This window comes from Rubripirellula tenax (genome assembly GCF_007860125.1).
In the GTDB taxonomy this organism is placed as follows: domain Bacteria; phylum Planctomycetota; class Planctomycetia; order Pirellulales; family Pirellulaceae; genus Rubripirellula; species Rubripirellula tenax.
The window spans coordinates 1,173,935-1,192,952 of the sequence record NZ_SJPW01000001.1; the positions used below are offsets into that span (position 1 = coordinate 1,173,935).

At 54.8% G+C, this 19,018-nt stretch carries 19 protein-coding genes and 1 tRNA gene; 13 read left to right on the forward strand and 7 right to left on the reverse strand.

The features are described from left to right. The first annotated feature begins 45 nt into the window (after positions 1–45). The 8 genes from Poly51_RS04370 to Poly51_RS04400 all read left to right on the forward strand — a co-directional run bounded on the left by Poly51_RS04370 (position 46) and on the right by Poly51_RS04400 (position 8,036). Positions 46–1,569 (forward strand): Do family serine endopeptidase, encoded by a 1,524-nt coding sequence (locus tag Poly51_RS04370; RefSeq protein ID WP_146454572.1) that lies wholly within the window; start codon positions 46–48, stop codon positions 1,567–1,569. Positions 1,570–1,698: 129 nt separating this feature from the next. Beyond that, positions 1,699–3,084 (forward strand): sensor histidine kinase, encoded by a 1,386-nt coding sequence (locus tag Poly51_RS04375; protein ID WP_146454574.1) that lies wholly within the window; start codon positions 1,699–1,701, stop codon positions 3,082–3,084. Next, complete coding sequence (locus Poly51_RS04380; RefSeq protein WP_146454576.1) at positions 3,081–4,442, forward strand: sigma-54-dependent transcriptional regulator; 1,362 nt, start codon at positions 3,081–3,083, stop codon at positions 4,440–4,442. The genes Poly51_RS04375 and Poly51_RS04380 overlap by 4 nt, the downstream gene beginning before the upstream one ends. Positions 4,443–4,625: 183 nt before the next feature. After that, entirely contained in the window at positions 4,626–4,895 is a 270-nt protein-coding gene (locus Poly51_RS04385) for a hypothetical protein (RefSeq protein ID WP_146454578.1), read from the forward strand. 2 nt (positions 4,896–4,897) lie between these two features. Then, entirely contained in the window at positions 4,898–5,458 is a 561-nt protein-coding gene (locus tag Poly51_RS31535) for a type I restriction-modification system subunit M N-terminal domain-containing protein (RefSeq protein WP_261344103.1), read from the forward strand. A 46-nt stretch (positions 5,459–5,504) separates the two neighbouring features. Beyond that, complete coding sequence (locus Poly51_RS31540) at positions 5,505–6,377, forward strand: SAM-dependent methyltransferase (protein ID WP_261344107.1); 873 nt, start codon at positions 5,505–5,507, stop codon at positions 6,375–6,377. 115 nt (positions 6,378–6,492) lie between these two features. After that, positions 6,493–6,864 (forward strand): Fic/DOC family N-terminal domain-containing protein, encoded by a 372-nt coding sequence (locus tag Poly51_RS04395; RefSeq protein WP_146454580.1) that lies wholly within the window; start codon positions 6,493–6,495, stop codon positions 6,862–6,864. 326 nt (positions 6,865–7,190) lie between these two features. Then, on the forward strand, positions 7,191–8,036 hold the full coding sequence (locus Poly51_RS04400; protein WP_186775335.1) for a hypothetical protein: 846 nt from the start codon (positions 7,191–7,193) through the stop codon (positions 8,034–8,036). A gap of 243 nt (positions 8,037–8,279) precedes the next feature. Here the strand turns inward: Poly51_RS04400 and Poly51_RS04405 are convergent, their stop codons facing one another. The 6 genes from Poly51_RS04405 to Poly51_RS04430 form a co-directional block, all read right to left on the reverse strand. Then, the gene (locus Poly51_RS04405) at positions 8,280–8,741 is read right to left on the reverse strand and encodes a nuclear transport factor 2 family protein (RefSeq protein WP_146454582.1); all 462 of its coding nucleotides are present in this window, start codon (positions 8,739–8,741) and stop codon (positions 8,280–8,282) included. Between the two features lie 43 nt (positions 8,742–8,784). Further along, positions 8,785–9,405 (reverse strand): ANTAR domain-containing response regulator, encoded by a 621-nt coding sequence (locus tag Poly51_RS04410; protein ID WP_146454584.1) that lies wholly within the window; start codon positions 9,403–9,405, stop codon positions 8,785–8,787. A 9-nt stretch (positions 9,406–9,414) separates the two neighbouring features. Continuing rightward, on the reverse strand, positions 9,415–9,882 hold the full coding sequence (gene cynS / locus Poly51_RS04415; protein WP_222435783.1) for a cyanase: 468 nt from the start codon (positions 9,880–9,882) through the stop codon (positions 9,415–9,417). An 80-nt stretch (positions 9,883–9,962) separates the two neighbouring features. Continuing rightward, on the reverse strand, positions 9,963–10,895 hold the full coding sequence (locus tag Poly51_RS04420; RefSeq protein ID WP_146454586.1) for an ABC transporter ATP-binding protein: 933 nt from the start codon (positions 10,893–10,895) through the stop codon (positions 9,963–9,965). Next, a complete protein-coding gene (locus tag Poly51_RS04425) occupies positions 10,885–11,796 on the reverse strand; it encodes an ABC transporter permease (RefSeq protein WP_146454588.1) in 912 nt (303 codons plus the stop codon). Before Poly51_RS04425 ends, Poly51_RS04420 begins: the two co-directional genes overlap by 11 nt. Positions 11,797–11,883: 87 nt before the next feature. Next, positions 11,884–13,299: a CmpA/NrtA family ABC transporter substrate-binding protein gene (locus Poly51_RS04430; RefSeq protein WP_146454590.1), complete on the reverse strand. Its 1,416-nt coding sequence runs from the start codon at positions 13,297–13,299 to the stop codon at positions 11,884–11,886. 341 nt (positions 13,300–13,640) lie between these two features. Here Poly51_RS04430 and Poly51_RS04435 point away from each other — a divergent pair, with 341 nt between their 5' ends. Beyond that, complete coding sequence (locus tag Poly51_RS04435) at positions 13,641–13,988, forward strand: hypothetical protein (RefSeq protein WP_146454592.1); 348 nt, start codon at positions 13,641–13,643, stop codon at positions 13,986–13,988. 424 nt (positions 13,989–14,412) lie between these two features. Here Poly51_RS04435 and Poly51_RS04440 read toward each other — a convergent pair. Continuing rightward, positions 14,413–14,486: transfer RNA gene (locus Poly51_RS04440), tRNA-Asp, on the reverse strand. Positions 14,487–14,785: 299 nt separating this feature from the next. On the opposite strand from Poly51_RS04440, the gene Poly51_RS30280 reads away from it, so the two are divergent. From Poly51_RS30280 to Poly51_RS04455, 4 genes are all read left to right on the forward strand, one after another. Then, positions 14,786–14,953 (forward strand): hypothetical protein, encoded by a 168-nt coding sequence (locus Poly51_RS30280; RefSeq protein WP_186775336.1) that lies wholly within the window; start codon positions 14,786–14,788, stop codon positions 14,951–14,953. A gap of 134 nt (positions 14,954–15,087) precedes the next feature. After that, positions 15,088–15,414, forward strand: a complete 327-nt coding sequence (locus tag Poly51_RS04445) for a DUF6793 family protein (protein ID WP_146454594.1) — start codon at positions 15,088–15,090, stop codon at positions 15,412–15,414. Positions 15,415–15,535: 121 nt separating this feature from the next. Next, entirely contained in the window at positions 15,536–17,989 is a 2,454-nt protein-coding gene (locus tag Poly51_RS04450; RefSeq protein ID WP_186775337.1) for a hypothetical protein, read from the forward strand. A 28-nt stretch (positions 17,990–18,017) separates the two neighbouring features. After that, positions 18,018–18,959 carry an ABC transporter ATP-binding protein gene (locus Poly51_RS04455; protein ID WP_146454598.1) on the forward strand — a complete coding sequence of 314 codons (942 nt, stop codon included), beginning with the start codon at positions 18,018–18,020 and terminating at the stop codon, positions 18,957–18,959. Positions 18,960–19,018 lie beyond the last annotated feature (59 nt).

Genomic DNA, 19,018 nt, shown 5'->3' on the forward strand with positions numbered 1-19,018 from the left:
TTTTTCAAAACCAAATTTAAAGCAACTCGTAAGGAACATGCGAAGATGAAACATTCACGATCCAAAATCTATGCGGCACTGATTGCGGCTCCGCTTACCGTCGCGGCAACTGGCTTGCTGATTGCGGCTGCGCCGGCGACCCATTCGGCCATGCCAACCGCAACCGCCAAGCCGCTGGCGATCTCGCCTGAAACACTAAACGTAGCAAACTCGCTTTCGGAAGCATTCCGCAACGTGGCTACTCATGTCTTGCCCTCGGTTGTCGCAATCGAAAACCGGCCCGACACGACGTGGCAGGCCAAGAAGCCCACCGTCAATGACGACGCCCTCGGACAAAACCCTTTCAAGGGAACTCCATTTGAAGACATGTTCCGAGGCCAGCCCGGCATGCAAGGCATGGTTCCGCGAGCACCTCGTTCACAAGGCGGCATCGGTTCGGGAGTCATCATCGACTCGGCAGGCGTCGTCTTGACCAACAACCACGTGGTGGAAGGCGGCGGCAAAGTCATCGTCCGGACTCAAGACGGCCGCGAATTCGTTGCCATCGAAGTCCTGACCGACCCTAAAACTGACATCGCAGTCGTGAAGTTCGAAGGTGACTCGAATCTGGTCGCGGCTGCGATTGGTGATAGCGACAAGATGGCGGTCGGCGACTGGGTCGTTGCGCTCGGGCAACCGTTCGGCTTGGAAAGCACCGTCACCGCTGGAATCGTTAGCGCGAAGAATCGTGGCATCGGGATTACCGATCGCGAGAACTTCATCCAAACCGACGCGGCCATCAATCCTGGCAATAGCGGCGGACCGTTGGTGAATCTTCGCGGTGAAGTGATCGGAATCAACACAGCGATATCGTCACGCGGTGGAGGCAACAACGGCGTCGGATTCGCCGTGCCGTCAAACTTGGCTCACTGGGTCAGCAACCAATTGGTAACTTCCGGCAAGGTGCAACGCTCGTACTTGGGCGTTGCCATCCAGCCGGTAAGCCACGAGTTGGCTTCACAGCTTGGCGTCCGAGCCCGCGGCGGAGTTGCGATCACGAATGTGATGACGGGGACGCCGGCTGAGAAGTCGGGTTTGAAAACCGGTGATGTGATTGTGAAGTTCGCGGGCCATGCAGTTACCACGCCACAGCAGTTACAGTTGGCTGTTGAGCAATCGACGGTTGGTCAAACATCAACGATCAGCATTGTCCGCGCTGGAAAGCCGATGGAATTGCCATACCTCGCTGAGTCAGTTCCCGGTGACTTTGGCTCAAGCGTCAGTCAAAAGAAGAATTCCGACGGTACAAAGTTGCAGTCGCTCGGAATTGAAATCGCACCGTTGACGAAGGATGTCGCCAAGCAGCTTGGCATGGAGGATCAATCGGGCGTCGTGATAGCAGCAGTGCAAGACGACAGCTCCGCATCGGAAGCCGGGTTGGAGCCCGGAATGGTGATCGCACAAGTCAACCGGCAAGACGTTTCCACGGTGGAGGACTTTGCACGGATCGTCAAGGCGGACTCTGACGGATCGATCCTGTTGTTGGTCCGAGGTGAGCATGGATCACGCTTCATCGTCGTCAATAACTGACAATCTCGCAAATCGCTAGGATGCAGCGGACTATATTTGGAGAGACGCGGCCAGTGTTCGTTTTACAATGATCACTGGCCGTTCTTTTTAATTTTTTGATTCGGCATGATGATGGTCGGAAGATAAACAATGAAACTCGCTGCAAAACTGATCTTGATTTTCATGCTTGGTGTGTTAGCGATTGTCTCGCTATTCACTTGGCAAACGATTCGACACCAGCACGCACGGGTACAACAACAGACGCAATCACACGCAAGCGATCTTGTGACCGCACTGAAGCCCGCCATCGAGTCGGCCTATCGTGATGGAGGAACGGTGACGATTCAAAAGGCAATCGAGTTTTCAACCCAGCGACTTGAACGTACACCGATGCGTTGGGTCGATGGTCGCGAAGTGCCGTCTGTCGGTAATCGCCTCACTTCTCGCGAGATTTCTAGTGTTACCATTACCAACAAGGACGGAGCCCGCGTCGCTTACTCGTACGTCCCGCTCAAGATCGACGGGGCTGATGCGGGGGCGGTCGAAGTCGCACAGACGATGACGGAGCAAGACGCACAGGTTCGCGATTCACTGCTGGCGTCCATTGTTTCTTTGTTGGGAGTCACACTGTTTTCGGGAGCTGTGATCTATTGCGGGGGTGTCCAATTGGTTGCCAAGCCGCTTGGTAAGTTGATCGACCAAGTCAACACGATCGGCGACGGCAAGCTCGCGCAACCGCCAGCCATTTCTAGTAACGATGAACTTGGGCGACTGGCTGGCGCAATCAGCCAAATGAGCCACCGGCTGAGCGAACAGCAAGACGCGATTCGGCACACCGACCGACTTGGAACCGTCGGAACACTGGCTGCGGGAATGGCACATGAACTGGGAACACCGCTGAACGTTGTGTCTGGCCGTGCGGGGCTGATCGCCAGCGGCAAATTGTCGTCCGAAGAAATCACATCGAGCGCCCAAACCATCAAAATGGAAGCCGATCGGATGACAACCATTATTCGACATCTGCTGGACTTTGCGCGACAAGCACCATCGACTCGGGATACGGTCGACTTGAATGAGATCACGATTCAAACTTGCGACCTGATGGAGCCGCTAGCGAAAAAGTCTGCTGTCGAATTGAAACGGATTCTTGACGACGAACCCGTTTATATCAGCGGCGACCCCGCTCAACTTCAGCAGGTACTTACCAATCTGATCGTCAACGCGGTCCAAGCAATGCCGGATGGTGGCGAAGTGAAAATCACGTTGGAAAAACGAGCCGATCAAGTACGCCTTGGTGTCGCCGACACAGGCCATGGCATACCAAGCGAAGACCTCGGCCGTGTATTCGAGCCGTTCTTCACGACCAAGGATGTCGGCGAGGGAACCGGTTTGGGATTATCGATCGCGTACGGTATCGTCCGCGAACACGACGGTGATATCAAAGTCGAAAGCGACCCAGGGAACCAAACTCGTTTTGTCGTCACGTTTCCCCTCATTGAACAAAATGACAATGGCGCAATGAAAGCACCCCAATGAACGAAGAAAACGCCCCTCCTCGCGTGCTGATCGTCGACGACGAAAAGAGCATGTGCGAGCTGATCGAAACCGATTTGCGTCTGCGCGACATCCACAGCCATTGGTGCCAGTCGGCTTCGGATGCGATCAAGGCGATGCAAGAGCAGGACTTTGATGTCGTCTTGACGGATGTGCGAATGCCGGGAACCACTGGGCTGCAATTATGCCAACAATTGACTCAGCTTCGTCCGGACATCCCCGTGATCGTGATGACTGCATTCGGAACACTGGAAACCGCCGTCTCTGCAATCCGGTCGGGTGCTTACGACTTTATCACCAAGCCCATCGAAATGGACTTGTTGGCGATCACACTCAATCGCGCCATCGCACATCGACGACTGACCGAACAAGTGCGACTGCTGGAGGCCGCGTCGGGCGATATCAAATCGTTTGGCGAAGTGCTTGGCCAAAGCGATCCGATGTTGAAGCTATACGACCAACTGCAACAAGTCGCACAGTCCGATGCTGCCGTCCTGATCACGGGGGAAAGTGGAACCGGAAAAGAACTCGTCGCCCGCTCCATTCACGCCAATAGCCGTCGAGCCAAAGAGCCGTTCGTCGCAGTCAACTGCGCTGCGCTGTCCGAACATTTGTTGGAAAGTGAACTGTTTGGACACGTCAAAGGAGCATTCACGGACGCGAGAGGAGAGCGACGCGGTCTGTTTCTGGAAGCCAACGGAGGCACGCTGCTGCTGGACGAGATGGGTGAAATGCCGGTCTCGATGCAAGTCAAGTTATTGCGAGCCCTTGAAGAACGCAAAGTGCGACCCGTGGGCAGTGACAAAGAGTCTGAATTTGACGTACGTGTTTTAACGGCCACCAACCGTGACCTCGAATCCGCTGTCGCCGAAAACCGCTTTCGTGAAGACCTTTACTACCGTATCAATGTGATCGGGCTCGAGCTACCACCACTCCGCTCGCGCGGTACCGATATCCTGCGACTCGCCAAGCACTTCCTCCACCGTTTCGCCAACAGCGAAGGCAAACCCCTGGAAGGTTTCGCCGATGGCGTCGGGGAAAAACTAATGAGCTATTCGTGGCCCGGAAACGTACGCGAACTGCGCAACGTCATCGAACGAGCGGTCGCGCTCACACGCCACAACAAAATCACGGCCGAAGACCTGCCCGAGAAAATTAGAAATTTCAAAGGCGGCACCGTCTTCATCGGCGGTCTCGACCCAACCGAACTGGTGTCGATGGAAGAAATCGAAAAACGCTACATCGCCCACGTCGTCGAAGCCGTCGGCGGCAACCAAACCCAAGCCGCTCGCATCCTTGGACTTGATCGCAAAACCATCTACCGCAAATTGAAAGACTAGCTCCGCTTTGTGACTCCGCCTCGCTATCGCTTCGCGAAGAGTAACAAGGATGGACGAGAACGAGAAGAAGCATGACCCGAGGAGCCGAAGCGAGTCGAAGGACTTGCGAGTGTAGTGCCAACGGTGGCTCAAAACACTTTGCGGTAAGGCATTCGCATTCCGTTCACTTTGACCCCATGGGTGATGCCTGAGACAGTAGCAACGGAAGCACTGAGGGGTACTGATAAGGTCCCAAGTAGCGGTGGTTCCGATACACTCCCCGCGTTGCTCGGACAAGAATACGGCGTCGACAAACCTGAGCATGTTTGGTTTCTTGCCGACGATGAGCTTGTTCACTTTGAGGGCGAGACCTATGCCATCGTGAAGCAATGGGGGCGACGAACCGAAAAGGCTTTGAAATCCCTGATCGAGACATTCAAGCCGACTGACATCTCCTATGAAGTTGAAAACTAGTTTTGTCCATCTCAACGACCATCAAGTCCATCCAAGACATCATGCGTAAGGACGCGGGCACCTATGGGGATGCCCAGCGGATCGAGCAGCTTGCTTGGATGTTCTTCCTGAAAATCCTTGACGATCGAGAGACCGAAGAGGAGTTGCTTGACGATGAGTTCAAGTCGCCGCTGCCGCAGAAGTATCGATGGCGAAACTGGGCTGCCAATGACGAAGGCATGACCGGCGACACGCTGTTGGATTATGTGAACAACGAGCTGCTTCCAAGACTCAAGTCGTTGCCGATCTCTGCCAAGAACCCTCGCAGCGTTGTGATTCGCGCGGCATTCGACGATGCCAACCAGTACATGAAGAACGGCACGTTGATGCGGCAGGTCGTCAACAAGATCAACGAGATTGATTTCAATAATAGTAAAGACCGGCACCTGTTCGGCGATGTCTACGAACAAATCCTCAAAGACCTGCAATCCGCGGGCAACGCGGGCGAGTTCTACACGCCACGAGCGGTCACCCAGTTCATGGTCCAGCAGACCGCGCCGCAGCTCGGCGAGCGAATCCCTTGACCCCGCCTGCGGCACCGGCGGCTTCCTGACCGCCGTCATCGACTATATCCGCGAAGAAACCGGCCAAGTCAAAAAGCCCGCCCACGAAGACACGCTTCAGGAGAGCATTCACGGCGTCGAGAAAAAGCACCTACCGCACATCCTCTGCACCACCAACCTGCTGCTGCATGGCATCGACGTTCCGTCACAGATCCGCCACGACAATACGCTCAGCAGACCGCTTCGCGACTACGGTCCGAAAGATCGCGTCGACGTCATCGTCACCAACCCACCGTTCGGCGGCATGGAAGAGGACGGCATCGAGCTGAACTTCCCCAAAGCGTTTCAAACTCGCGAAACCGCCGACCTGTTCCTCGTCCTCATTACCCATTTGCTCAAGGACGGCGGGCGCGGAGCCATCGTGCTGCCCGACGGCACGCTGTTCAGCGAAGGCGTGAAAACGCGGATCAAAGAAAAGCTAATGGACGAGTGCAACCTGCACACCATCGTCCGTCTGCCCAACGGAGTCTTCGCTCCGTACACGGGCATCAAGACCAACCTGCTGTTCTTCACCAAGGGCACGCCCACCAAAGACATCTGGTTCTACGAGCATCCGTATCCGCACGGTGCAAAGAGCTACAACAAAACCAAACCGATCGCGGTCAGCGAGTTTGACGCGGAAAAAAAGTGGTGGGGCAAGCCCGACACGCGTGGTGGATTCAAGGGACGCAAAGAAAGTGAGCTGGCATGGAAAGTCACAGCCGCCGAGATTATTGAGAATGGCTACAACCTCGACATCAAAAACCCACACAACTCCGACACTGGCCCCGGCGATCCCGACGACCTGCTTGCCGAACTGGAGTCGATCCGCACCGCCAGCCGCGAGACGCTCGACCAACTGAAGAGCGAACTGGCTACGGCTTTGGCTAGCCAAACCTGACCGCTATTTCAAAATACAGCAAAAAGTTAAAATAAACCCGGGCGTTCGAGGCGGATATTTCAGGCGCCTGAAATAACGTCATGACCGCAATCAAAATGCAGCAAGCGTAAACATCATGAGAGCCGGCAGTTACGTCAAACAGCCAACGAATTACCGAGCTTTTATCCCCGCTCACCTGCCCCCCAATCCAGCCATCATCCTGGATGCCGAGCTTTTAAAACTGCTTTCGGATGCTGATCGAGCACTGGGCCGTCTGGATGGGGTTGCCACTGTGCTGCCCAATCCAGACCTGTTTGTCGCGATGTTTGTTCGCCAGGAAGCGGTACTCAGTTCGCAAATCGAAGGAACACAAAGCACGTTGCAGGACATCCTTGCCTACGAAGCCGACGCGGAACAAACCACACAGCCGGGGGACGTCGAAGAGGTCGTCAACTATGTCGCCGCCATGAATCATGGCCTACGACGACTACCCGGGACAATCCGCTAACCAACGACACTCGCGCATAAAAAAAGCCAGCAGATATAGGGACCTCCCGAAGGTGTCCACACGGCATGGAGCCGATTTTTGTCTGCCAGCTCTCGTAAGTATACGATCCCAAAATGGCGAACGCAAGTTTGACGCAAATAGCCGCTCCAAGAAGAGTGCACCTGACGGTTTGCGATTGGCATGGTCTTTGGTCGGGAAACAGATCAGAATCCTGGTTGTCGTGTTGAACGTCGGTAAACCAGGAGGGCTAGGATGGCGGCAGGTATCAGCGATACGATCGCGGCGGCCCGAAGCCGGAGTCCGGTAGTTTCTGGAAAGAAAGTCGCATGGCGATTCTGCTGTCGATGAAAACGAAGTCGCACCAGGAGGACCCCAACGCGGAGTTACCCGACTTCCTGCAGGACGTTTGCATCGCCAAAAAGCACGCTCAAATGGGCAGCGTTGCTGGTCAGAACCCGTCAGGCCCGCGTGCCGATGCCCCCGAGGAGCCTCCCTGGCAGCGGCCTGAACTGCTCAGCAAAGAGGTCGTCGCGAGTGGTAAAACTTGGAAGGAGTTTGGGCCGATGGTGGCCAGTTCGGCTTGGTACGCGGGCTTCTTCAAGGCGACCGAAAAGGTCTTCGTTTCCGATGGTTCCTCGGCGATCGAAGAGATGCAACTGAAGTGGTTCGGCAACTTCACCAGCGTGTTGGATATCATGCACGCGCTGTCTTACAGCTTGGCTGCTGCCCGGGCAATCTACCGTGACCAGACGGAATCGTGGGACTGCTACCGTCGTTTTGCCAAGTTGATTTGGCAGGGCAAGGTTGACGCCGTGATTGCGGAACTGGCTGAGCACCAAAAGACCCTTGGTGATCCACCTGCCGATGTGAGCGATACGGATGTGCGGGAGATCGTTCGCCGATCGCGGGTCTACGTATGCAATCATCGCAGTCGGATGAACTACCCGGAGTACCGCCGACGTGGCTATCCGCTCACCAGCTCGATCATGGAATCGACGGTCAAACAGGTCAACCGCCGAATCAAGGGAAGCGAAAAATTCTGGTCCAACGCCGGTGGAGAAGCTGTTCTAGGTCTGCGAGCGGCCTACATTAGCGACAGTAAGCCAATGGAAAACTATTGGAAACACACCCAGAAAAATGCAAACGGCTGCCGGGCCTACCTCGCCGCATGAGATTGCAAACTGTCAGGTGCACTCGGATTACCGGCCATGTGTCGCTCGCCCGGATCGAGTAGTCGAGTGAGCGACCGATGGCTGATGTCGATGCCGAGCAGCGTCTGCTTTTGTGGAAGACGTCGGAGCGGAGACACGCGAGAAGCGAAAATCTCTCAAAATCCAACCCGCAAATTCAGCGGAAGAGCCCTTCTTTTCCATCCGCTTAGCTTTGACGTGTTAGCAATGCCAGAGCCGCATTCATTACATTCCTAGCTCGGTCAGTCCCGGGTGATCAGCTGGCCGCGGACCTGGGGCATCCCAGAAGAATTTTCGATCGGTTTCATTGATCTCAATATCATTGATGCTGGCTTGTCGCTGTTCCATTAGGCCTTCGGGATTAAATTGCCAATTCTCATTCCCATATGCTCGGAACCACGCGTCAAATTCGTTGCGGTATTCGTATTGAAATCGGACTGCGATGCGATTGTCACCAAACGCCCAGAGTTCCTTGACCAATCGGTATTCAAGTTCTTGGCTCCACTTTATGGTCAAAAACTCACACACCGCATCGCGCCCTGAGAAAATTGCGGATCGGTTTCGCCATTGGGTGTCGACCGAATACGCCATCGAGACTTTCTCGGCGTTGCGCGTATTCCACGCGTCTTCTGCCATACGGATCTTTGCAATCGCAGTTTCTTGATTGAAAGGTGGAACTATGGACATCGTCGCCTTCTAAAAAAATGAGAATGGAAGGTGCAGGGGAATGCTAGCAGTAGTGCCCTAAAATAATTCCCTCGGCGATCACGTTTAGCTTCTTGTTCTCGTCCATCGCCATTTTCCGCATCGTCCGATACGCCTCGGACTCGGAAAGCGAGTGCTTTTCCATCAACAACGACTTTGCTCGGTCCAGTCGCTTTTGAGTTCCAAGTTCTTTTCGATACGCGTCGGCTTCGGCGCGGACACGCCGGTAAGCATTGAACGTTGCCATGGCGAGCGCGATCGCTGGCTTTACCGTGTTCAAGTCAACGCTGTCGACCATGTAAGCACAAACGCCAGAATCGACTGCTGCATGCACCGTTTGTGCGTCTTGATCGTGAGCAAACATCAAGACCGGCGTCGGCCGCTGCTCACGAATGGCACGAAGCTGTTCCAAGGTGTCGCGGTTCGGGCTATCCAGTTCAATCAGGACAACATCCGGTGCTATACGATCAACCAACGAAAACACGTCGCTTAGTCCTGAAGTTGCAAACACATTCACGTAGCCACTGTCCCGGAGTATTTTCTCCAGGATGTCGCGACGCGGCGTTGATTGGTCGACCAGCATCAACTTAAGCGACGACGTCGACTTCATTGATGCGAACGAAGTGTCGGAATCGATGGCGTTCAAGCGATTGACCTAAAACTTTTTGTAGGGCAAGAACTTTCCGCTGAATGTGATTTTCACGCGATCACCTTTGGGGTCCGGTTCGCGATCAACGTCAATCGAAAAGTCGATCGCACTCATGATACCATCTCCAAATTCTTCTTGAGCGACACCTTTCATTGCCATCCCGTAAACCTGCATGATTTCGTAAAAGCGATAGATGAAAGGATCACTTGGGATCGTTTGCTCTAAGCATCCGCGATACGGATACGCTTGCAAAACCTTGCATTCCATTTCGGTCAGCTCAAGAACTTCCGACACGGCTGCACAGTCTTCTGCTGAGAGCGAGCATTGGCCAGTGAGAGCGGCGGCTACCCACACTGGGTTTTGACCGACCTTGGCTGCCAAGTCATTCCAAGTGAGTCCTTTGGCAATTTTGATCGACTCAATTTTGGTGACGATGGTTTCAAGCGACGGTACGGTTTCTGTCATCGTGGTCATTTTCATGCTCTCGTTGAGGAAAGAGAATAGTGAAATGCGCGTGCGAGCCAGCCACACGCTTCAAAAAGGTAAACGCATCTCTAGGAATCAACGTGTCCTTGGATCGCTGATGTTGGGTAAGCCTCCATGGCGTGGGCCGTGTCGTCCAAAGCCGTTGGACGACGGTTGTGATCGATTAGGAATCGCAAGATGCGAGCACGAAGCTTCATGTAGTCATCGGATTCGATCAACAACTCACGTGTTCGCGGTCGAGGAATATCGACATCAATGATTTCTGCGATTCTCGCGTTGGGTCCATTGGTCATCAATGCGATGCGGTCACTCAGAAGGATCGCTTCATCTACGTCGTGAGTTACCATGCAAACGGTGGCGCCAGCCTTATCCCACATACGAACAAGTTCGTCCTGGATCGAACCGCGGGTGAGCGCGTCGATTTGAGCGAACGGTTCGTCCAACATCAGGGCTTTCGGCTGGACCGCAAAGGCTCGTGCCAAGCCGACACGCTGACGCATTCCGCCTGAAAGGTGCGCGGGCATCTTCTTGCCGATGTCACCGAGGCCCATCAACTGCAAATACCGGTTCGTGTGTGCGATCACATTCGCTTTGGACCAGGACGGAAAAGCCGACTGAACTGCCACGCGAACATTCTCGAACGCCGACAGCCAGGGCATCAGGGCGAAAGACTGGAATACCACCATTCGGTCGAGGCCCGGGCCCTTGATTGGCTTATTGTCCACGAGCACTTCGCCGGTGGTTGCGGAATCAAATCCCGCTAGAATGTTCAGCAAAGTGCTTTTGCCACAGCCACTGTGACCGATGATTGAAACGAATTCACCGTTTGCAATTTCAATCGAGACATCTTCGAATACGCAGACTTCGCCCTCGCCGGTCAGCGACGGGAAAACCTTCGATGCCGAGCGGACCGACAGTTGTCCTTGGCTCGATTGGTCGGACCCTGAGTCGTTTACACGAACTTCGTTCGCTTTTTCTTCGGGGGGAGTTTTAAGTTGCATAGCTGGCCGCCTTTGACAGTTTCGATAAGAGTAAATCCATCAAGAATCCGACGACTCCCATGACGAGGATCGCAAACAGCACTCCGGCGATGTCCAGGTTGTTCCATTCCATCCATGACAAGTAGCCAACCCCCAATTCGCCAAGGAGCATTTCTGCAGGAACAACCGCAACGAGCGCGGATCCGAAGCTGATTCGCAGGCCTGCGACGATGGCGGGAGCAGCAGCGGGCAAGATCACGGTGAACAGACGCCGGAACCATCCGAATTCCAGCATCTTCGATACTCGCAGATAGTCCTTGTCAATCGACGCCAAACCGAAAGCCGTATTGGCCACCGTCGGCCAGAGGGATGCCATGAACACAACGAGTACCGCTGTGATCGTGGGCTTCTGGACGGTGTAGAGCAGCAACGGCATCCACGCCAATGGCGAGATCGGCTTTAGTACCTGCAAAAATGGATTGACGGCCGCAAAGATCACGGGGTTAAGCCCAATGATCACGCCGACGATGATCGCCACGAAACTTGCCAGCAAGAATCCAATACTAAATCTCGCAACGGTGTACATGATCAGGTGCCCAATCCCATGATCGTTCGTTCCATTCTTGTGAAACGGATGCGAAAGTTCCTCAACAACTTTTGCACCAACAGCAAGTGGACCTGGTAGTCCCGTCATCTTGTCCGCATTAAAGATGTAGTCGCCCGCCTCATTGCGAACGATGTCACCGTTGAATTCCATCAGCATCAATTCGTCATCGGTTTTCCCGGCCGGATCAAATGCGGGTTTCGAAACTGCGTACTGCCAACCGATTAGCAAGGTGGCCAGAATAAGGAAGCTCAGAAATTTCGCTTGCCACCACTTGGGGTCACGGGGCAGACGCCATGTTTTGGGATTGGATATCATCGATTTGCGTTTCAAAAGAGAGGTCGAAGTCGTGGTGGCTTCCTGCGGGGCTGAAAGCCACCACGCGATCGAGTTGACATCGTTTGTTTAGATGTTGTTGATTGGGAAGCTCGCCAGGTACTCTTCTGGCTTGTCCGGATCAAACTCCTTGCCCATGATGATGTGCTTCTTGTATGTCTCCTTGCGGTCCGCGTACCCCATCTCTTTGGCAAGCTCGTTGCACTTCGTTGCCAAGTAGACTTCTTCGGCGATCGCCTTGTAGTCAAACTCCGTGTCCACGTGCTTCCAACGCTTCATCTGGGTGAGAATCCAGATCGCCATGGAGTGCCACGGCATGGGGTCAAAGTCGATTCGGTCAGGATCGTTTCCAATCCCTCCTTTCCCGTCGGCGTATTTGCCAGTGAGCACTTGTTCAAGCACCGTGACAGGCTGGTTCAAGTAATTCCGCGGGGCGATCGCTGATGCGATTTCCTTTCGGTTCTCACTTGCCGAAGCGTAAGCGGTTGCATCGACGATGGACTTGAACAACGCCAAGAATGTGTTGGGATGTGTGTTGGCAAACTCCTGTGAGATCGCGAAGGCACAGCAAGGGTGACCTTCCCAAATCTCTTTCGAGAGTTTGAACAGGAACCCAGCATTCTCGTACACAGCTCGTTGGTTAAACGGATCGGGCGCGAGATAGCCATCCACGTTACCAGCCTTCAGGTTGGCAACCATTTCTGGTGGCGGTACGACACGGATCTGAACATCCTTGTCAGGATGAAGACCACCTTCGGCCAGGTAGTAACGCAAAAGGTAATTGTGCATTGAATACTCAAACGGCACACAGAACCGGAAACCCTTCATGTCTTTGGCTTCTTTGACTCCTTTGTGCTTGTTCGCCAGCGTGATCGCCTGGCCATTGATGTTTTCAATTGCCGGCATATAGAACGGCACCTTCGGCGATCCCGCTCCAAGTGTGATGGACAGCGGCATCGGTGAAAGCATGTGAGCCGCGTCGACTTCTTTGGTAATCGCCCAGTCACGAACCATCGCCCAACCACTGGCTCGGCGCACTTTGGCATTGAGTCCGTGCTTCTCATAGAAACCCATCGGCTCGGCCATGATGATAGGCGTCGCGCAAGTGATGGGAATGAAGCCGATTGAAAGATCTGGCTTTTCGATCTGTCCCACTTCCATCGCCATCGCTTTTGCGGTGTCGAACGGGAAGATGTCTTTGACGATACTGGCAACAACACCAGCCCCGGCTGCGGCCAATACTTTTCGACGCGAAACATCACTTTGACCGAAGACGGCTTTCACGACCGCTGTCTCGATCGCTTGGCTCATCGCGTCTTCGGATGACATGCTCGGGGCATCGACTTCGTCTCTCGTATTTTTGTCGCCCGCACTTGCGGTGTGTTCGCAGGTTTCGTCTGCGGCATGAACGTGTCCACATCCTGCATGATGCTGATGTTCCAATGATTTGTTGGGATCGAACGGATCGCGGTTGAAAATACTCATAGGATCTACCCTAGGGTGGCTTGGAGGCTGCCGCAGGAACACTACCTGGGCGGACGACAGACCGAAGGGTCCGACGTGAGAAAGCGAAACAACGACGCGCTCGCCAAAAGAGCTGTTCAAAACACCCAGTGCTTTACAGCCGAGTCTGGTTGATTGCAAAGGCCGTGCCAGAACATTGTCCCCCACAAGAGATCTGATGCCTCACGACGTGAAACTCAGCTGTTTCAGGGCAAGAGATAATTGCTGCAATTGTGCAATTCCTGAGTTGGCCGGTCGAGTTTAACATTTGACTGCTCAAATCAATTGCATCCGGTGCACTATGCGTGAGCAGAGACGCTTCGGTGCGCTTAAGATTAATCGAACCACTTAAGGGCTGGACGTTTCAAACGCTGTTTAACTTGAATGCCATCGCGAAGAAGGAGATCACAATAAAGGCATACGGATGCACTGCCCCAGAGCGATCGATGGTGGAGCAGGCGATCGAAGGTTGGGAAACATTCGCTAAGTCCAAAGAACAGTTCGCACGCGAGACACTTGTCACGCCGGCGGCTGTGGAAGTGATCCCCGAGTTTCTTTTGCGAGGGACTCACAGGCTCGATGCACGAAGCTCCGACTGCAATGAATCCGAGAAACTCTCGCGCCGACTTGCTGATTCACTCAAGGAACATTTGGTTTGTGTTCAGCGGTGAATCTGAGTCACTGGCGGCAGGGAACGGAGCCCGCCGGCATCCACTCTCCTGTAAGTCGGTGGTACTTGTCGTGGCTAGCTTCATTGCCGAACTTTGCGAGGTAGTGCTCCTTTCCTCCACGCTCAACGACGGCATAGGCACCAGCCTTCCGTCTTTCCTTCCGATACTTTGATAGGGAGCTTCTGCCCATGTTGGACGAACCCTATTTTGAGCACGTACCTTTCCGCAAGACTGTTGGTTCGTTCGATAACTGGGAAAGAGAAAATGACTCACTGAGAAGCTTCCCGCATGACCTCAAATTCGGCGGCCACGTCACCAACCCGGTACTGCACCGGTTTTGACCAATTGGCAAGAACGTTCCACACTGACGCCAGGGGAAAAGAAAAGCCTCGGAAATATGAAATTTCAGAGGCTTGAGTCGAAGCGACGCGGACGGGACTCGAACCCGCAACCTCCGGATCGACAGTCCGGGGCTCTAACCAATTGAGCTACCGCGCCGTGGCGAATTCACTTGCGTGGATCGCCTTGGCTTTTTGAGTTGTTGTGCGGGAATTATATCGGCCGTCGCGAGGCTCGCAAGTGCTGCAACGACTCAATTGACGGTTGTTACGAAGGTTCCGGTTTTTCGGGGTTCCAATGCGTGAAAGACGGTCAATTTTGCGGGCTTTTCGCCTTCCAACCCAAAGTCAGCGACCTAACTTTTGGCACAAAGACGTTGTGGAAGCAAAATTTGTTTTCAACACACATCCCTTTTTGCTTCCCCCCCTGACATCGAACCCGATCTCCGAAAGAGTTCCATGATTATCGAACTTCTGGCTTTTTCGCTCACAACGTGGTTCTTCGACGCCTGGACCGAACTGGTTCGCTACTTCAATACGATGAATACCTGGCAGTGGGGCATCGTGTCGGCATCTTCGGTCGCTTTCGGCTTCCTCTGTCTCCGCGGACACAAGATCCGCGACTGATCCCGTTTTCGCGTTGTCATCGTTCTCTTTCAAGGATCGGTTCATCGCTCAGTTTCGACGCGCGCTTTAGTTGCGTGGTGAGGGTCCGCCGGTATCATGGGTAAATCTGCCCAAGAGACTCTAGGAGCCCTCCGATGCCATTGTTCGAAATCGAAACCGAAGCCCACATCATCATCACCTGGGCTGACTCCGAAGACGAAGCCCGCGATGTGGTTTCTGACGCTTACCCGCACGACGAAGTGCTGCGACTGACCAAACGACCTCGCGATACATGGGTCATCAGCAAAGGCGTCCTAGGTTTGACCACCACGAAGGTCGACCCGTGTTTGGTCGCCCGCGATTGCCTGAGTCGCTCGGCGGGCGACAAGGTCAACGCGATCCGTTTGTATCGCATGGAGACGGGCAGCGATCTTGAAAATGCTCGCAAGGCCATCGAATCGAACATGGTCATCGGTTGGTAGGAATGGGTTTTAGGCGTTAGCGATTAGGTTTTAGAATTCAGGAACGAAAAGAGCGCTGATGCACCAATCTCATCTTTTCTTAGAACCTGATCGCTAGCGCCTAACATCTACTGACCGCCCTATGCCGCGTTTTTCACTCCTTCTCGCGATGCTGTTTGTGCCCTTGATCGTCGGGTGCGAAGGATGCCGTCGTGATCCGCTTGCGGACAAAGACAAAAGCGAAGAAGAGATTCCCGTCGACGCGTTCACGACGCTCTCACCGGATCCGTTTCCCAGCGCAGGCTTGTTGTCCGAAGGCGGCGCGCCGGCCGGCCGTGCGGTGAAACCTGGGCACTGGATCACTTCGTCGATTTCGATCCGAAGCAACCAAGATGACTCGCGCGGCGAAATGGTCTCTCGCGCCGAAGCGGGAGGTGTGAATTTTAATACCGGCGAATCAAGTTCCCGCGATGCAGCGGTCTCGATCCCCAATTCGCGTCCCGTCGTTTTGCCCAAAGGCCAGATGCGACGATTCGACTATCGGATCCTGTTGCCCACAACCGGCGGTGGCGATCGGAATCGGTGCGTGATGGGAGGCAAGTTCATTCCCAGCGACCGCGCCGTTTCGATCGAGATTCCGCCGATGCCATTCGTGGCGATGGAGCCCGAAGAATACTTCATGGTGGTGCTGACCAATCGGCCCGAACGGTTTACCAAAATACGCAAAGCCGATTGGATCAAACCGTTTCGCTCGGAATTCGATTTCCCGATCAATGGCGCGAACTATCGAGTCATCATTGCATCGACCACAGATATCTTGCCGCTGGCGGAAACGATGCTGGACTGGACCAACACGGCGGTCGTGATTTGGGACGACGTCGGCGACGACGTGCTGACGCCCGATCAACGAACGGCCATGTCCGATTGGATTCGGTTCGGCGGTCAATTGATCATCAACGGGCCTGACGCGTCGGATGCGGTTGCGCGTGGCAGTCTCAGCGATGTGCTGGCGTTCAAGCCGACGGGCAACGTCGAACTGGACATCGCGGCGGGCGAGACTCTATTAACGCAGTGGCAAGTGCCGACCGATGCGAGTACGGCGCAGCAGATCGCATTGTTAAAAGCCAAATCGGGCCGCGTCGGTGTCGCCGGGCCGGTCGTCGATGGAGCCGCGGCGCTGAAGGACTCGGCCGGGCTGGTCGTCCGCCGACAAATGGGCCGCGGCTTGGTCACGCAGACTCGCTTTGATCTGACGAGTGATTGGATCGTCGACTGGGAGTCTTACGACAGCTTTTTCAATAACGCCATTCTGAATCGCCCGCACCGCAACTATTCCCGTGCCGGCACGGATGCGGAAACCGGCGTCGATTCGGTGAGACAGTTTCATATCGCAAACGGTTCATCATCGGCCGAGGCATCGATGAACACGACATTTCGCATCGCATCGCGCGACGCACTTCTTCGCGCGACGGGCGGCTTCGAGCCGGACCAAACGCCGGCCCATTCACGTGACGAAAGCGAATCGACATCGAAACTCGCTGCGATTGATGCGTATACCCGAACCGACGGGGCGACCGGGATCGGCGGATGGAAGGACACCAGTGATCTGATCAGCGTGTGTGATACCGTGCTGCGCAGCGAGTCGGGAATTGAAATCCCGCCGAGTGCATTGGTGGTTCGCTCGCTGGGCTATTACCTGTTGATCCTGGTGCCGTTGAACTTCATCGTCTTTCGGCTGATGGGGCGACTGGAGTATGCCTGGCTGGCGGTACCCTTCATCGCCATCGGTGGCGCGGTGTGGGTGGCGCGGGCAGCCCGCTTGGACATCGGTTTTGCGCGCAGCCAAACCGAATTGGCGCTGTTGGAGATCCAGCCGAATTATCCGCGCGCTCACTTGACGCGTGTCGACGCTATCTACAACTCGCTGTCGAGCACCTATCGATTCAACTTTAGCGCGATCGATGGATGCGCCGCGCCGATGCGAAACGGTCTGTCCCCGTCCGGATCGGGAACGCCCATGTTCAACACGTCGTTCAACGAAGGCCCTTCGTTGACCGGATTCTCCGTCGGAAGCAACCAGGTTCGGATGCTACATGCCGAACAGATCGTCGATGTCGGCGGTGCGATCGAGATAGATTCGGATGGCAAGTTGGTGAACGGAACGTCGCTCGAAATTTCGGATGCTTTCGTTGTCGAAAAGTCAGAAGACGGATTCGTTCGCGTCGCGGTCGTGGGGTTGGTGGGCCCGTCGGCACAGATCGGGATCCGTTTCCGCGATTCGTCCGAGGTCAACGTCAGCGACGAGTTGCCGATGCAGACGGCAAAGTTGATTCGCAGGCTAGCCGCCCCGTCTGCGATGCCCAACGGCGAGACTCGATTGGTCGGTCGTGTCGGCGCGGCCATCGATGGAATGAACGTGCTTCCGAAGGCAAACCAAGTGACCGCACAAACGATCGTCCTGGCGTATCTGCGACACGCACCGTACCGTTCCAGTCGCCCCGACCTGAACTTAAAATCCGACGTCAGCCCGCAATACCGATCGACAACGGACATCAATGCGTCAAAAGACGCGTCCGATTCTGACGTAGAACTTTGAACCACCGATCCACTCGTCGAGACCCAACATGATCACGCTTCGCGGATTCGGAAAAGACTACGGTGACTTCTGTGCCGTCGAAAATATCGATCTTCAAATCGACGCCGGTGAAGTGTTTGGATTCATCGGACCCAACGGAGCCGGCAAAAGCACGACCATCCGATTTCTGGCGACGCTGCTGCGTGCCAGTCGTGGCAGCGGCACCGTTGCCGGTTGCGATGTGATGGGCGACCCGGTCGGCGTACGTCAGGCAGTCGGATACATGCCCGACAACTTTGGTGTCTACGACGGGATGCGTGTCTGGGAGTTTCTTGACTTCTTTGCGGTTGCCTATCGAATCGGACGAACGGAGCGCAAGCAGATCATCGACAACGTACTGGAGTTGTTGGATTTGACGCACAAACGAAGCGACTTCGTCAACGGCTTGTCGCGCGGCATGAAACAGCGACTGTGTTTGGCGAAGACCTTGGTTCACGATCCGCCGGTATTGATCTTGGATGAACCAGCCAGCGGCTTGGACCCGCGCGCTCGCGTGGAGGTAAAGGCGTTGCTAAAGGAGCTTCGCAAAATGGGCAAAACGATCTTGATCAGCAGCCACATTTTGACGGAACTGGCCGACTGCTGTACTTCGATCGGAATCATCGAACGCGGGCAACTGTTGATGCACGGCCCGATCGATAGCGTGTATCGAAAGATCCGCCGCAATCGCTTGGTGGAGATTCAGTTCATCTCGGGCGAAGATGCTGGCATGTCGATTCTGCGCAGCAGTGAGGCGCTGCGATCGCTCGAGGTCTTGCCGGGCCGATCCGACACTAGCCGTGTCGTCGCCGAATTGGAAACCGACGACGAGGGACTTGCCGTTCTGATGGAAACCCTGATCGCGGCCGGCGTAAGAATGAAATCATTCAATGACCGCGACCCAACGCTAGAAGACGTCTTCATGACCGTCACCAAGGGCCTAGTAACGTAGGAGTAGGTGACAGGTGTTAGGGGACTTGCTCGGAAATCGCTTCGGCATTCACAGTGCCT